Below are 14032 nucleotides of genomic sequence, written 5' to 3' on the forward strand. Positions count from 1 at the left end.
GAAATTCAAAATTTTTTGCTGTCTTCCTTTGGCGTCCTTCGCGGAACCTTCGCGTCCTCTGCGTCCGGAAGTCCGTTCCCGCCTTCCGACGAATCCACCCCCTCATGGCTGAAATGACCCCCATGCTTTCACGCAGGATCCGTCGCGCGGCCTCGGTCGAGGCCGAGGTGCGCGTGCCGGTGGCGATCGTCGGCGGCGGCGCCTGCGGGCTCACGGCCGCGCTGATGCTGGCCGACGCGGGCGTGGACTGCGTGGTGCTCGAGCGCGATGCGCTGCCGAGTGGATCGACCGCGCTGTCCTCGGGCTTCATCCCCGCGCCCGGCACGCTCGCGCAGCGCGCGCACGGCGTGCTCGACGACAGCGCCGAGCGCTTCGCCGCCGACATCCAGGCCAAGGCCCATGGCCGCGCGGCGCCCGCGCTGGTCGCGGCCTATGCGGGCGCCATCGGCCCGGCGCTCGATGCGCTGCAGGCGCGGCACGGGCTGCGGTGGCTGCTGCTCGATGGCTTCCTCTACCCGGGCCATGGCGTGCATCGCATGCATGCGCTCGAACAGAAGACCGGCGCCGCGCTGATGGCGGCGCTGCAGTCGGCCGCCGAGGCGGCAGGCATTCCGGTGCTGACGCAGGCGCTGGTCGACACGCTGGTGCTCGATGACGGCGACCGCGTGGTCGGCGTCGAGTACGCGCGCCCCGACGGCAGCCGCGAGACGCTGGGCTGCGATGCGCTGCTGCTGGCCTGCAACGGCTTCGGCGGCAATGCGCCGATGGTGCGCGCGCTGCTGCCCGAGATGGCCGAGGCCGCGTTCGGCGGCCATGTGGGCAACGACGGCAGCGCGATCCTCTGGGGCCAGGCGCTGGGCGCGCGACTGCGCGACCTCGGCGGCTACCAGGGCCATGGCTCGTGGGTCACGCCGCAGGGCGCGCTGATGTCCTGGGCCGTGATGATGGAAGGCGGCGTGCAGCTCAACTGCGAGGGCCGGCGCTTCCACGACGAGACCCAGGGCTACTCGGAGGCCGCGGTGCATGTGCTCGCGCAGCCGGGCGGCATCGCCTGGAACGTGTTCGACGCGCCGCTGCTCGCGCTGGCGCGCGGCTTTCCCGACTTTTGCGAGGCCGAGGCGGCGGGTGCCGTGCGGCGCTGCGAGTCGGTGGCCGCGCTCGCCGACTGCATCGGCTGCGAGGCCGCGGTGCTGCAGGCCACGCTCGACGCGATGCGCGCCGGCGAACCCGCACCCGACGGCCGCGCGTTCGCGCGCGGCCTCGACGCTCCGTACTTCGCGGTCAAGGTCACGGGCGCGCTGTTCCACACCCAGGGCGGTCTCGACACCGCGCCCGACATGCGCGTGCTGCGCCACGACGGCACGCCCTTTCACAACCTGCTGGCCGCGGGCGGCGCGGCGGGTGGCGTGTCGGGCGACGCGGTCTGGGGCTATCTCTCCGGCAACGGCCTCCTGAGCGCCGTGGCCGGCGGCTACATCGCGGCGCGCACGCTCGCCGCGCCCATCCCAACCAGGACGAACTCCGCATGACGAATCCCTCCTTCAAGACCCGGCTCGCGCGCAACGACATCGTGCTCGCGCCCGGCGTGTACGACGCGCTCAGCGCACTGGTGGCCGAGCAGGCCGGCTTCGAGGCGCTGTACCTCTCGGGCGCCTCCATCGCCTACACGCGGCTCGGCCGTTCCGACGTCGGCCTCACCACCTTCACCGAGGTGGCCGACACGCTGGCGCGCATCACCGAGCGCGTGCGCGTGCCGGTGATCGTCGATGCCGACACCGGCTTCGGCAACGCGCTCAACACCCAGCGCACCGTGCGCGGCTTCGAGCGCGCGGGCGCGGCCATGGTGCAGATCGAGGACCAGACCTTTCCCAAGCGTTGCGGCCATCTCGACGGCAAGGCCGTGGTGTCCGAGCGCGAGATGGTCGGCAAGCTCAAGGCCGCGCTCGATGCACGCAGCTCGAGCGAGACCCTGATCCTCGCGCGCACCGACGCGGTGGCGGTCGAGGGCATGGAGGCCGCGCTCGACCGCGCCGAGGCCTATCTCGCCTGCGGCGTGGACGCGCTCTTCATCGAGGCGCTGCGTTCGCCGGAGCAGATGGACGCGGCCTGCCGGCGCTTCGGCGACCGCGTGCCGCTGCTGGCCAACATGGTCGAAGGCGGCAAGACGCCGATCGAGGATGCCGATGCATTGCAGCGGCACGGCTTTCGCATCGCGATCTTTCCGGGCGGCACGGCGCGCGCCGTGACGCACACGCTGCAGGGCTACTACGCGAGCCTGCACCGGCACCGCACCACGCAGCCGTGGCGGCCGCAGATGCTCGACTTCGATGCGCTCAACGCGGTGATCGGCACGCCCGAGCTGATGCTCGAAGGACAGAAGTACGAATAGGCTTCAGCGCAGCGCGCGCACGAGCTCGTCGTAGACCAGCCGCACGCGCGCCGGCACCGGCGCGCGCTGCGAGCGGTAGACATGGATCGGCCAGGACTCGGGCGCCTCGGCCTCGAGCACCTCGACCAGCTCGCCCGAGGCGATCAGCGGCTCGGCCAGTGGCCCCGCGAGCTGGCCGAAGCCCAGGCCCGCGCGCACGGCGGTGCACTCGGCCTCCACGTCGTCGCTGATGAAGGCCGGCGCCGCGACCGGCATCTGCCGCCCCTTGCTGAAGAACCAGGACCAGGGCCGGCCCACGCTGCGGTCGAGCAGCGCCGTGAGCGGAAAGCCCGGCAGCGCCTCGATGTTCTCGGGGATGCCGGTGCGCGCGATCAGCGCCGGCGCCGCCACCACGCGCAGCTGCATGCGCCCGACCGTGCGCGCGACGAAGCGCGCATCGCGGATCGGGCCGGCGCGCACGCCGATGTCGATCTGCTCGTCGACCACGTCGGCATGTTCCTCCGACAGCCGCAGGTCGAGCACCAGGCCCGGGTGCGCCGCCAGCATCGGCGCCAGCGCCTCGGGAATCAGCCGCCGGCCGTAGACGTTGGGCGCGGTGACGCGCACCGTGCCCGCGTGCTGCGACAGCGCGCGCCGGTCGGTGCGGTGGAACAGCGCATCGACGCCGCCGACCGCGGTGCGCGCGCGCTGCGCGAGCTGGCGTCCGAAGTCGGTGAGCTGTACGCCGCGCGTGCTGCGGTGAAACAGCGGCTCGCCCAGTTCCTCCTCGAGCTCGCGCACGGCGCGCGTGACCACCTGCGGCGAGACCGCCAGGCGCACCGCGGCATCGCGGAAGTTGGCCGCATCGGCGGCGGCGCAGAACACGCGCAGGGCTTCGAGCCGGTTCGACATGGGTGGGCGGATGGGTGGGTTGACGGGAGAGCTGGGTGTTCCTGAATCAGGAATTCTGAAGTCGTGAGAGTTTCATTTACGGGAACGCCCGGATTTTCCACACTGCAAGCACTTCTTCAAGTTCTTCAACGCCCACCCCAAGGAAAACACCATGACTTCCGTTCAAGACAACATCCGCGGCAAGGTTGCCATCGTCACCGGCGCCAGCAGCGGCCTCGGCGAATCCACCGCCCGCCACCTGGCCGCCCGCGGCGCGAAAGTGGTGCTGGCCGCGCGCCGCACCGACCGCCTCGAGAAGGTCGTCGCCGAGATCCGCGAAGCCGGCGGCGAGGCCATCGCGGTCGCCACCGACGTGGCGAAGCGCGAGGACCTCGAGCGGCTCGCCGCCGCCACGGTCGAGGCCTTCGGCCGCATCGACGTGCTGGTCAACAACGCCGGCGTGATGCCGCTGTCGCCGATCGAGAAGCTCAAGGTCGACGAATGGGACCGCACCATCGACGTCAACATCAAGGGCGTGCTCTACGGCATCGCCGCCGTGTTGCCGCGCATGCAGGCGCAGGGCAGCGGTCACATCGTCAACGTGGCCTCGATCGCCGGCATCAAGGTGTTCACGCCGATCGGCACCGTCTACAGCGCCACCAAGTACGCGGTGCGCGCCATCTCGGAAGGCCTGCGCGTGGAGGTCGGCAACACCGGCATCCGCGTGACCATCGTCTCGCCCGGCGCGGTCGAGTCCGAGCTGAAGTTCGGCACCACCGATGCCGAGACCGCCGCGGGCGTGCAGGCCTTCTACGAGGCCAGCCAGATTCCCTCGGACTCGGTGGCGCGCGCGGTGGTGTACGCGGTGGAGCAGCCGGCGAACGTGGACATCAACGAAGTCGTGCTGCGGCCGGTGGCGCAGGACTTCTGATCAACGGGCCCGGCTTTTCCGCTCCCCTGCAACGCCCCGTGCGCCTCGTGCGCACGGGGCGTTTCGCTTGCGAGGAGTGCCACGCCACTGCCATGCGAGCGGTATAACCTTTGTTAAATCAAGGTCTTTGCCGGCGAAGAATCGAAAGCCCCTGCAAAATAGAACGACCGTTCGTTTTTGTCTGGAACCCCACGATGTCCGTCAATGCCGTTTCCGCCAAGCCGGCCCGCGCCGCCCAGAAGGGCCAGCAGACCAAGGCCGTGATCGTCGACGCCGCATTGGCGCTCGCCGCGCAGATCGGGCTCGAGGGCCTGTCGATCGGCGCCGTGGCCGAGATCACCAAGATGAGCAAGTCGGGCGTGTTCGCCCACTTCGGCTCGCGCGAGGAGCTGCAGATCTCGGTGGTGCGCGAGTACCACGCGCGCTTCGAGCAGGAAGTGTTCTTCCCCGCGATCGAGGCCGATCGCGGCCTGCCGCGGCTGCGCGCGATGTTCGCCAACTGGATGAAGCGCACCTCGACCGAGATCGACTCGGGCTGCATCTACATCAGCGGCGCTTCCGAATTCGACGACCGCCCGGGCCCGGTGCGCGACGCGCTGGTGGAATCGGTCTCGATCTGGCAGGCCGCCGTGCTGCGCGCGATCGTGCAGTCGAAGGAGGAGGGCCACCTCGACGCCGACGCCGACGAGCGCCAGGTCGCATTCGAGATCCACGGCCTGATCCTCGCGCTGCACTACGAGGCCCGCTTCCTGCGCGTGCCCGGTTCCATCGCCCGCGCCAACACCGGCTTCGACAACATCCTCGGCCGCTATGCGGCGGCCGGCACGCCTGCCCCGGCAGCACCCGCCGCGCCCTCGCGCGTGCGCCGCCTCAAGACCGTGCGCTGAGCGCGCGGCACCGTTTTCCTTTTTCTTTTCCCCTTTCATCTTTCAGTTCGACCAGGAGAGTTCCGGATGCCCAGCTACAACCCACCCGTGCGCGACATGCAGTTCGTGCTGCACGAAGTGCTCAACGTCGCCGAGGAACTCAAGGCGCTGCCCGCGCATGCCGAGACCGACGCCGACACCATCAACGCGGTGATCGAGGAGGCCGGCAAGTTCGCGGCCGAAGTCACCTTCCCGCTCAACATCAGCGGCGACGAGGAAGGCTGCGTGCTCGACAAGACCACGCACGAGGTGAAGACGCCCAAGGGCTTCAAGGAGGCCTACGCCAAGTACGTCGAGGGCGGCTGGCCCGCGCTGTCGTGCGACCCGGCCTTCGGCGGCCAGGGCCTGCCCTTCGTGGTCAACCAGTGCCTGTTCGAGATGCTCAACAGCGCGAACCAGGCCTGGACCATGTACCCGGGCCTCTCGCACGGCGCCTACGAGGCGCTGGTGGCGCACGGCACCGACGAGCAGAAGAAGACCTACCTGCCCAAGCTGGTGAGCGGCGAATGGACCGGCACCATGTGCCTGACCGAACCTCATTGCGGCACCGACCTCGGCTTGCTGCGCACCAAGGCCGAACCGCAGGCCGACGGCAGCTACCGCATCACCGGCAACAAGATCTTCATCTCGGCCGGCGAGCACGACATGGCCGGCAACATCATCCACCTGGTGCTGGCCCGCCTGCCCGACGCGCCCAAGGGCAGCAAGGGTATCAGCCTGTTCGTGGTGCCGAAGTTCAAGGTCAAGGCCGACGGTTCGCTCGGCGAGCGCAACCCGATCTTCTGCTCCGGCCTCGAGCACAAGATGGGCATCCACGGCAACGCCACCGCGCAGATCGTGATCGAGGGCGCCACCGGTTCGCTGGTGGGCGAGCCCAACAAGGGCCTGGCCGCAATGTTCGTGATGATGAACGCCGCGCGCCTGGGCGTGGGCAACCAGTCGCTGGGCCTGACCGAGGTGGCGTTCCAGAACGCGCTGGCCTATGCCAAGGACCGCTTGCAGATGCGCTCGCTGTCGGGTGTGAAGGCCAAGGACAAGGAAGCCGATCCGATCATCGTGCACCCCGACGTGCGCAAGATGCTGCTGACCGCCAAGGCCTATGCCGAGGGTGGCCGCGCGCTGCAGGTGTTCTGCACCCTGCTGCTCGACAAGGAGCACCACCATCCCGACGAGAAGGTGCGCAAGGACAGCGGCGAACTGGTCGCGCTGCTCACGCCGATCGTGAAGGCCTTCATCACCGACAACGGCCACATCGCGACCAACGCCTGCATGCAGGTCTTCGGCGGCCATGGCTTCATCAAGGAATGGGGCATGGAGCAGTACGTGCGCGACAACCGCATCAACATGATCTACGAAGGCACGAACACCGTGCAGTCGCTCGACCTGCTGGGCCGCAAGGTGCTGGGCAACAACGGCGCCTCGCTCAAGAAGTTCGGCAAGCTGGTCGCGAAGCTGGTGGAAGAAGAGGGCGTGAACGAGAAGATGGCCGAGTTCATCAACCCGATCGCGGGCCTGGGCGACCAGCTCACCAAGTTCACGACCGAGATCGGCTTCAAGGGCTTCCAGAACCCCGACGAGGTCGGCGCCGCCGCGGTGGACTACCTGCGCGTGGCCGGCCACTTCGTGTTCGGCTACCTGTTCGCCCGCATGGCGCAGGTCGCGCTGCGCGAGATCGCGGCCGGCAACACCGACCCGTTCTACGTCGCCAAGCTGCAGACCGCTCGTTTCTATTTCGCCAAGCTGTTCCCCGAGACCGCGACGCTGATGCGCACGGCCCGTGCCGGCAGCAAGGTGCTGATGGACACCGACGCCGCGCTGGCCTGAGTCCGCGCTTCCCCTCTTCCACCACTTCCCGGAGCCGACCATGAAAGCAAAGCTTGCAGCCCTCGTTCTCGCCGCACTCTCGGCCACGGCCCTGGCCCAGACCACCCCGGTGGGCCTGTGGCGCAACGTCGACGACAAGACCGGCGAGGCCAAGGCCGAGATCCGCATCGGCGAGGCCGGCGGCGCGCTGGTCGGCCGCATCGAGAAGTCGTTGAAGAAGGACGGCAAGCCCGACGCGGTCTGCGACGAATGCTCGGACGACCGCAAGGGCCAGCCGATCGCCGGCCCGGAGATCATCCGCGGCGGAAAGAAGGCCGACGGCAAGGACGTCTGGGAGGGCGGGAAGATCCTCGACCCCGAGAACGGCAAGGAATACCGCGCGAGCTTCACGCCGATCGACGGCGGCAAGAAGCTGGAAGTGCGCGGCTACCTGGGCCCGTTCTGGCGCACCCAAACCTGGAACCGTGTGCAGTAAGCCTGCGCGCAACCTATCCAAGAAATACCAAACATGTCCCGATTTCAAGTGAAGAAGGTCGCCGTGCTCGGCGCCGGCGTGATGGGCGCGCAGATCGCGGCCCACCTCGTCAACGTGCGCGTGCCGGTGGTGCTGTTCGACCTGGCGGCCAAGGAAGGCCCGAAGAACGGCATCGTCACGCGCGCCATCGACAACCTCAAGAAGCTCAAGCCCGCGCCGCTGGGCGACGTGGCCGATGCGGGTCTGATCGAACAGGCCAACTACGACGACAACCTCGACTTGCTCGGCGAGTGCGACCTGGTGATCGAGGCGATCGCCGAGCGCATGGACTGGAAGCTCGATCTTTACAAGAAGATCGCGCCGCACGTCGCCAAGCACGCGATCCTGGCCTCGAACACCTCGGGCCTTTCGATCACCAAGCTCAGTGAAGCGCTCCCCGAAGCACTGAAGCCGCGCTTCTGCGGCATCCACTTCTTCAATCCGCCGCGCTACATGTTCCTGGTGGAGCTGATCAACACGCCCACCACGCAGCCGCAGGTGCTCGACGACCTCGAGGCCTTCGTCACCAGCACGCTCGGCAAGGGCGTGGTGCGCGCGCACGACACGCCCAACTTCATCGCCAACCGCGTCGGCATCGCCGGCATGCTGGCCACGCTGAAGGAAGTCGAGAAGTTCGGCCTCACGCCCGACGTGGTGGACGACCTCACGGGCAAGAAGCTGGGCCGCGCGAGCTCGGGCACCTTCCGCACCGCCGATGTGGTGGGCCTGGACACCATGGCCCACGTGGTGAAGACGCTGCAGGACAACCTGAACGCCGAGACCGATCCCTTCTACGCCAACTTCGCGACGCCGCCGGTGCTCGCCAAGCTGCTGGAACTGAAGAACCTGGGCCAGAAGACCAAGGCCGGCTTCTTCAAGAAGGTGGGCCGCGACATCCTGCGCTTCGACCTCCAGAGCGGCGACTACGTGCCCGCCGGCGCCAAGGCCGACGAGGTCTACGGCCGCATGCTCAAGAAGCCCGCGGGCGAGCGCCTGAAGCTGCTGCGCGAGAGCGAAGGGCCGCAGGGCCAGTTCCTCTGGGCGATCCTGCGCGACGGCTTCCATTACGCGGCCGTGCACCTGGGCGACATCGCCGAGAGCGCGCGCGACATCGACTTCGCGATGCGCTGGGGCTTCGGCATGAAGCAGGGCCCGTTCGAGCTCTGGCAGGAGGCTGGCTGGGCGCAGGTCGCGAAGTGGGTGCAGGAAGACATCGACGCCGGCAAGGCGCTGAGCAGCGCGCCGCTGCCCAAGTGGGTGTTCGAAGGCCCGGTGGCCGAGGCCGGCGGCGTGCACACGCCCGAAGGCTCGTGGAGCGCCTCGCAGAACAAGTTCGTGCCGCAGCGCAAGCTGCCGGTGCACGACCGCCAGCTGTTCCCCGAGAGCGTGCTCGGCGCGAACGCGGCCGATGCCAACACGGCAGGCACCACGATCAGCGATGAAGGCGACGTGCGCGTGTGGACGCTCGACGGGGAAGTGCTGATCGCGAGCATCCACTCGAAGATGCACGCCATCAGCCCCGACGTGGCCGAGGCGCTCGGCGCCGCGGTCGATCTCGCCGAGGCCGAATACAAGGGCCTGGTGATCTGGTCGCCCGACGAGATGTTCTCGGTCGGCGCCGACCTGCAGGCGATGCTGCCGGCCTTCGTGGTCGCTGGCATCGGCGCGGTCGAGGGCGCGGAGGAAGAGCTGCAGAACGTGATGCTCAAGATCCGCTATGCCAACGTGCCGGTGGTCTCGGCCGTGCGCGGCCTGGCGCTGGGCGGCGGCTGCGAACTGGCCGTGTACTCGTCGAAGCGCGTGGCGGCGATGGAAAGCTACATCGGCCTGGTCGAGGTCGGCGTGGGCCTGATCCCCGGCGCCGGCGGCCTGACCTACATCGCGCGCCGCGCGGCCGAGAACGCCTCGGCCTCGACCGGCACCGACCTGCTGCCCTTCCTCACCGAAGGCTTCACGGCCGCGGCGATGGCGAAGGTGGGCACGGGCGCGCTCGATTCGAGGAAGCTCGGCTACCTGCTCGACAGCGACGTGATCGTGCCGAACAAGGACGAACTGCTCTACGTGGCGCTGCAGCAGGCCAAGGCCATGGCCGACGCCGGCTATCGCCCGCCGCTGCGCCGCAGCTTCCGCGTGGCGGGCCGCAGCGGCGCCGCGACGATCAAGGGCCAGCTCGTGAACATGCGCGACGGCGGCTTCATCAGCGCGCACGACTTCCACATCGCGAGCCTGATCGCGAACGTGGTCACCGGCGGCGACGTGGACGCGGGCTCGCTCGTGACCGAGGAATACCTGATGGCGCTGGAACGCAAGGCGTTCTGCTCGCTCATCGTGCATCCCAAGACGCAGGAGCGGATCATGGGGATGCTGAGCACGGGGAAGCCGGTGCGGAATTGATGCGGACCCCTCTTCCTCCTTCCCCCTCTGGGGGAAGGCCGGGATGGGGGCAAGCAGCCCATGCAGAACCAATCCTCTCCCAATGCACAGCGGAACGCCCGCGCCCTGAGGCGCGAGATGACCGACTCGGAGCGCAAGCTCTGGAGCGGCCTGCGTGGCGAGCAATTGGGCGTGAAGTTCCGCCGGCAGCATCCGCTCGGCAGCTACATCGCCGACTTCGCATGCCTCGATCCGAAGCTGATCGTCGAACTCGACGGATCGCAGCATCAGGCGCAAGCAGACTACGACGCTCGGCGCGACGCCTTCCTGCGTGCCCAGGGATTCGATGTGCTGCGTTTCGGATCGAACGATCCATTCGTCAATCTTGAAGGGGTGCTGCAGGCGATCGTCAACCGACTTGCCGAGTTGACGGCCGCGTGCCCCCATCCCGACCTTCCCCCAGAGGGGGAAGGAGCCCAATCCAGGAGCCTTCCATGAAACAAGTCCAAGACGCCTACATCGTCTCCGCCACCCGCACCCCCATTGGCAAGTCCCACCGCGGCTACTTCCGCAACCACCGCCCCGACGACCTGCTCGCGACCACGCTGAAGGCCGCGCTGGCGGCAGTGCCCGGTCTCGATCCGAAGGCCATCGAGGACATCATCTGCGGCTGCGCGATCCCCGAGGCGCAGCAGGGCCTGAACGTCGCGCGCATCGGTGCGGTCCTCGCGGGCCTGCCGACCAGCGTCGGCGGCATCACGGTCAACCGCTTCTGCGCCTCGGGCCTGTCGGCGGTGCAGATGGCGGCCGACCGCATCCGCGTCGGCGAGGCCGACGTGATGATCGCGGCCGGCGTCGAGAGCATGAGCATGGTGCCGATGATGGGCAACTCGCCCTCGCTGTCGCCGTCCATCTTCGAGCGCGATGGCGACGTGGGCATCGCCTACGGCATGGGCCTGACGGCCGAGAAGGTCGCGCAGCAGTGGAAGGTGAGCCGCCAGGCCCAGGACGAATTCGCGCTGGCCTCGCACCAGAAGGCGCTGGCCGCTCAGAAGGCCGGCAAGTTCGCGGACGAGATCACGCCGATCGAGGTGACCGACCGCGCGCCCGATCTCGAGAGCGGCGAAGCGATCGCGACCACGCGCACCGTGAACCTCGACGAAGGCGCGCGCCCCGACACCTCGATCGAAGGCCTCGCCAGGCTGCGCACCGTGTTCGCCGCGCGCGGCACGGTCACGGCCGGCAACAGCTCGCAGACCTCCGACGGCGCGGGCGCGCTGATCCTGGCGAGCGAGAAGGCGGTCAAGCAGTTCGGCCTGACGCCGCTGGCGCGCTTCGTGAGCTTCGCGAGCAAGGGCGTGCCGCCGCACATCATGGGCATCGGCCCGATCGAGGCGATCCCCGCGGCGCTGCGCTATGCCGGCCTGAGCCAGCAGGACATCGACTGGATCGAGCTCAACGAGGCCTTCGCGGCCCAGTCGCTCGCGGTCATCGACACCCTGGGGCTCGACCCGTCGAAGGTCAACCCGATGGGCGGCGCGATCGCGCTGGGCCATCCGCTGGGTGCCACCGGTGCGATCCGCTCGGCCACGGTGGTGCACGCGCTGCAGCGCGAGAAGCTCAAGTACGGCATGGTCACAATGTGCGTGGGCATGGGGCAGGGCGCCGCCGGCATCTTCGAGCGCGTCTGATCGATCACGCGCCAGGCCACGCGACGAGGGCCGGCGCCAGAAGGAGACAAGCCATGCATCAGACGCAGCAGTTGCCGGTCGACGGCGGCGCGCACGAACTGGCGGTGCGCCGCTACGAACCCGCCGGCGCGCCGCGCGCCAGCATCGTGATCGGCGGCGCGATGGGCGTGCGCCAGTCCTTCTACGAGGCCTTCGCGCGCTGGCTCGCGGGCCAGGGGCTGCGCGTCTGGACCTTCGACTACCGCGGCTCGGGCGATTCGCGCGGCGCCGCCTCGCTGCGCGGCTTCGAGGCCGATCTGTTCGACTGGGCGCGCGACTACGAGGCCGTCATCGACGCCGCCCGGGCCGCGCTGCCCGCGCAGCCGCTCTACCTGCTGGGCCACAGCCTCGGCGCGCAGCTGCCGGGCTTCCTGCAGCGCCCCGAGCAGGTCGACGGCCTGGTGAGCATCGCGGCCGGCAGCGGCTACTGGCGCGAGAACGCACCGCGGCTCAAGCGCAGCATCCTCTACTTCTGGTTCGTGCTGGTGCCGCTGGTCACGCGGCTGTGCGGCTACTTCCCGGGCCGCAGGCTCCGAAAGGTGGGCGACCTGCCGCGCGGCGTGATCCTGCAATGGCGGCGCTGGTGCCTGAACCCGCGCTACAGCGTAGGCGCCGAGGGCGAGCTCGCGCAGAAGAGCTACAGCCGCGTGCGCTTCCCGGTGCTCGCGCTGTCGATGACCGACGACGAGCTGATGACGCTGGCCGGCACGCACAGCCTGGTGAGCTTCTACGACCAGGCGCCGCGCGCCATCGAACGCATCGCGCCGGCCGACGTGCAGGCGCGGCGCATCGGCCACTTCGGCTTCTTCCGCGAGCAGTTCAGCCAGAGCCTGTGGCCCGCCACGGTCGACAAGCTGCATCGGCTGGGCGCGCTGACATCGCCGGCCGCGGGCGTCCCGCACACGACTGCCTGAGGCCGCGCGCCGGAGCACACTGCGGCCATGAGCACGAGCACCTCCCACCCCTTCGACAAGGCCATCGCGCTGGAGCACAGCGACCTGCGCGCGGGCCATTTCACGGGCACCACCAGCCCCGACTACTGGAACATGGTCGGTCCCTTCGGCGGCACCACCGCGGCGGTCGCGCTGCAGGCGGTGCTGCGGCATCCGGACCTGCTGGGCACGCCGATCGCGCTGACCGTGAACTACGCGGCCGCGCTCGAGGCCGGTGCCTTCGACGTGCAGGCGACCGCGGTGCGCACCAACCGCTCGACCCAGCACTGGACCGTGCAGATCACGCAGCCCGGCGCGAGCGGCGCGCCGAACATGACGACCACGGCCACCGTGGTGACGGCCGCGCGGCGCGAGACCTGGGGCCGGAGCGACCTCGCCATGCCCGAGGTGCCGAAGCCCGAGGCGGTCGAGCCGATCCGCATCGGCCCGGCCGGCGTGGCCTGGGTGCAGCAGTACGAGATGCGTCCGTTCAGCGGCGGCATTCCCCCGCAGTGGGACGGGAGCCTGCAACGCAGCGAGACCCGCATCTGGGTGCGCGATGCGCAGCCGCGGCCGCTCGACCTGCCTTCGCTCGCGGCGATGAGCGACGTGTTCTATCCGCGCATCTGGCTGCGCCGCGCGAAGCACGTGCCGGCCGGTACGGTGTCGATCACCACCTACTTCCACGCCGACGCGGCGCAGCTGGCCGAGGTCGGCACCGGCTTCCTGCTCGGGCAGGCGACGGGGCAGCAGTTCTTCAACGGCTTCTTCGACCAGACCGCGCAGCTGTGGAGCGAGGCCGGCGTGCTGCTCGCGACCTCGAACCAGATCGTCTACTACAAGGAATAGCCTCCGGTTTCGCAAGGCCCGCGGCCGCCCGGAGAGAATCCAGCCCACCCAGGAGACAACGCCGCATGACGAAGACCGTCGAGTTCTATTTCGATTTCGGCAGCCCCGCCGCCTACCTCGCCGCGACCCAGCTGCCCCACGTGTGCGCCGACACCGGCGCCGAGCTGGTCTGGAAGCCGATGCTGCTGGGCGGCGTGTTCCAGGCCACGGGCAACCACTCGCCGGCCGAGATCGCGCCCAAGGGCCCGTACATGACCGTCGACCTGCAGCGCTTCGCCAGGCGCTATGGCGTGCCCTTCGTGCACAACCCGCACTTCCCGATCAACACGCTGCTGCTGATGCGCGGTGCCACCGCGATCCAGTTGCAGCAGCCGGCGCGCTTCGATGCCTACGTCGATGCGATCTACCACGCGATGTGGGTCGAGCCGCGCAACCTCAACGATGCGGCCGAGGTCGGCGCGGTGCTGCAGGCGGCGGGCTTCGATCCCGCGGCGCTGCTCGCGGCCGCGGGCCAGCAGGAGGTCAAGGACCGCCTGAAGGCCGTCACGCAGGAGGCCGTGGCGCGCGGCGTGTTCGGCGCGCCCACCATGTTCGTGGGCAGCGACATGTTCTGGGGCCAGGACCGGCTCGACTTCGTGCGCGAGGCGCTGGCCGCCTGATCCCCTTTCCCTTTCTTCTTTCCACAGGACACCAG

13 protein-coding genes are annotated in these 14032 nt (G+C 69.2%); 12 read left to right on the top strand and 1 reads right to left on the bottom strand.

Annotated elements, in window-relative coordinates; translation table 11 throughout:
* Positions 1 to 113 precede the first annotated feature (113 nt).
* Together INQ48_04825 and INQ48_04830 are read left to right on the top strand one after the other, a co-directional pair.
* A complete protein-coding gene (locus INQ48_04825) occupies positions 114 to 1529 on the top strand; it encodes an FAD-dependent oxidoreductase (protein QRF58578.1) in 1416 nt (471 codons plus the stop codon).
* Entirely contained in the window at positions 1526 to 2389 is an 864-nt protein-coding gene (locus tag INQ48_04830; protein QRF58579.1) for an isocitrate lyase/phosphoenolpyruvate mutase family protein, read from the top strand. The genes INQ48_04825 and INQ48_04830 overlap by 4 nt, the downstream gene beginning before the upstream one ends.
* A gap of 3 nt (positions 2390 to 2392) precedes the next feature.
* On the opposite strand, the gene INQ48_04835 is transcribed toward INQ48_04830, so the two are convergent.
* Positions 2393 to 3280: a LysR family transcriptional regulator gene (locus tag INQ48_04835; protein ID QRF58580.1), complete on the bottom strand. Its 888-nt coding sequence runs from the start codon at positions 3278 to 3280 to the stop codon at positions 2393 to 2395.
* Between the two features lie 151 nt (positions 3281 to 3431).
* On the opposite strand from INQ48_04835, the gene INQ48_04840 reads away from it, so the two are divergent.
* The 10 genes from INQ48_04840 to INQ48_04885 all read left to right on the top strand — a co-directional run bounded on the left by INQ48_04840 (position 3432) and on the right by INQ48_04885 (position 13997).
* Entirely contained in the window at positions 3432 to 4190 is a 759-nt protein-coding gene (locus tag INQ48_04840) for an SDR family oxidoreductase (protein ID QRF58581.1), read from the top strand.
* A 194-nt stretch (positions 4191 to 4384) separates the two neighbouring features.
* Complete coding sequence (locus INQ48_04845) at positions 4385 to 5077, top strand: TetR/AcrR family transcriptional regulator (GenBank protein ID QRF58582.1); 693 nt, start codon at positions 4385 to 4387, stop codon at positions 5075 to 5077.
* Positions 5078 to 5143: 66 nt separating this feature from the next.
* Positions 5144 to 6940 (top strand): acyl-CoA dehydrogenase C-terminal domain-containing protein, encoded by a 1797-nt coding sequence (locus INQ48_04850; protein QRF58583.1) that lies wholly within the window; start codon positions 5144 to 5146, stop codon positions 6938 to 6940.
* Between the two features lie 40 nt (positions 6941 to 6980).
* Positions 6981 to 7415, top strand: a complete 435-nt coding sequence (locus INQ48_04855; GenBank protein ID QRF58584.1) for a DUF2147 domain-containing protein — start codon at positions 6981 to 6983, stop codon at positions 7413 to 7415.
* A 33-nt stretch (positions 7416 to 7448) separates the two neighbouring features.
* Positions 7449 to 9848, top strand: coding sequence for a 3-hydroxyacyl-CoA dehydrogenase/enoyl-CoA hydratase family protein (locus INQ48_04860; GenBank protein QRF58585.1), 2400 nt, complete (start codon positions 7449 to 7451; stop codon positions 9846 to 9848).
* Between the two features lie 60 nt (positions 9849 to 9908).
* Positions 9909 to 10325, top strand: coding sequence for a DUF559 domain-containing protein (locus tag INQ48_04865; protein QRF58586.1), 417 nt, complete (start codon positions 9909 to 9911; stop codon positions 10323 to 10325).
* A complete protein-coding gene (locus tag INQ48_04870) occupies positions 10322 to 11518 on the top strand; it encodes an acetyl-CoA C-acyltransferase (GenBank protein QRF58587.1) in 1197 nt (398 codons plus the stop codon). The genes INQ48_04865 and INQ48_04870 overlap by 4 nt, the downstream gene beginning before the upstream one ends.
* Before the next feature lie 53 nt (positions 11519 to 11571).
* The gene (locus INQ48_04875; protein QRF58588.1) at positions 11572 to 12471 is read left to right on the top strand and encodes an alpha/beta fold hydrolase; all 900 of its coding nucleotides are present in this window, start codon (positions 11572 to 11574) and stop codon (positions 12469 to 12471) included.
* Between the two features lie 27 nt (positions 12472 to 12498).
* Positions 12499 to 13338 carry a thioesterase family protein gene (locus INQ48_04880; GenBank protein ID QRF58589.1) on the top strand — a complete coding sequence of 280 codons (840 nt, stop codon included), beginning with the start codon at positions 12499 to 12501 and terminating at the stop codon, positions 13336 to 13338.
* A gap of 65 nt (positions 13339 to 13403) precedes the next feature.
* Complete coding sequence (locus INQ48_04885; GenBank protein QRF58590.1) at positions 13404 to 13997, top strand: 2-hydroxychromene-2-carboxylate isomerase; 594 nt, start codon at positions 13404 to 13406, stop codon at positions 13995 to 13997.
* Positions 13998 to 14032 lie beyond the last annotated feature (35 nt).

Origin of the sequence: Variovorax paradoxus, assembly GCA_016806145.1 — a bacterium.
Classification (GTDB): Bacteria; Pseudomonadota; Gammaproteobacteria; order Burkholderiales; family Burkholderiaceae_C; genus Variovorax.

Bases quoted from the DNA above. Each gene is read 5' to 3' on its own strand.
- INQ48_04875 (QRF58588.1), top strand. From the start codon at position 11,572: ATGCATCAGACGCAGCAGTTGCCGGTCGACGGCGGCGCGCACGAACTG.
- INQ48_04870 (QRF58587.1), top strand. From the start codon at position 10,322: ATGAAACAAGTCCAAGACGCCTACATCGTCTCCGCCACCCGCACCCCC.
- INQ48_04860 (QRF58585.1), top strand. From the start codon at position 7,449: ATGTCCCGATTTCAAGTGAAGAAGGTCGCCGTGCTCGGCGCCGGCGTG.
- INQ48_04850 (QRF58583.1), top strand. From the start codon at position 5,144: ATGCCCAGCTACAACCCACCCGTGCGCGACATGCAGTTCGTGCTGCAC.
- INQ48_04825 (QRF58578.1), top strand. From the start codon at position 114: ATGACCCCCATGCTTTCACGCAGGATCCGTCGCGCGGCCTCGGTCGAG.
- INQ48_04855 (QRF58584.1), top strand. From the start codon at position 6,981: ATGAAAGCAAAGCTTGCAGCCCTCGTTCTCGCCGCACTCTCGGCCACG.
- INQ48_04865 (QRF58586.1), top strand. From the start codon at position 9,909: ATGCAGAACCAATCCTCTCCCAATGCACAGCGGAACGCCCGCGCCCTG.
- INQ48_04830 (QRF58579.1), top strand. From the start codon at position 1,526: ATGACGAATCCCTCCTTCAAGACCCGGCTCGCGCGCAACGACATCGTG.
- INQ48_04880 (QRF58589.1), top strand. From the start codon at position 12,499: ATGAGCACGAGCACCTCCCACCCCTTCGACAAGGCCATCGCGCTGGAG.
- INQ48_04845 (QRF58582.1), top strand. From the start codon at position 4,385: ATGTCCGTCAATGCCGTTTCCGCCAAGCCGGCCCGCGCCGCCCAGAAG.
- INQ48_04885 (QRF58590.1), top strand. From the start codon at position 13,404: ATGACGAAGACCGTCGAGTTCTATTTCGATTTCGGCAGCCCCGCCGCC.
- INQ48_04835 (QRF58580.1), bottom strand. From the start codon at position 3,280: ATGTCGAACCGGCTCGAAGCCCTGCGCGTGTTCTGCGCCGCCGCCGAT.
- INQ48_04840 (QRF58581.1), top strand. From the start codon at position 3,432: ATGACTTCCGTTCAAGACAACATCCGCGGCAAGGTTGCCATCGTCACC.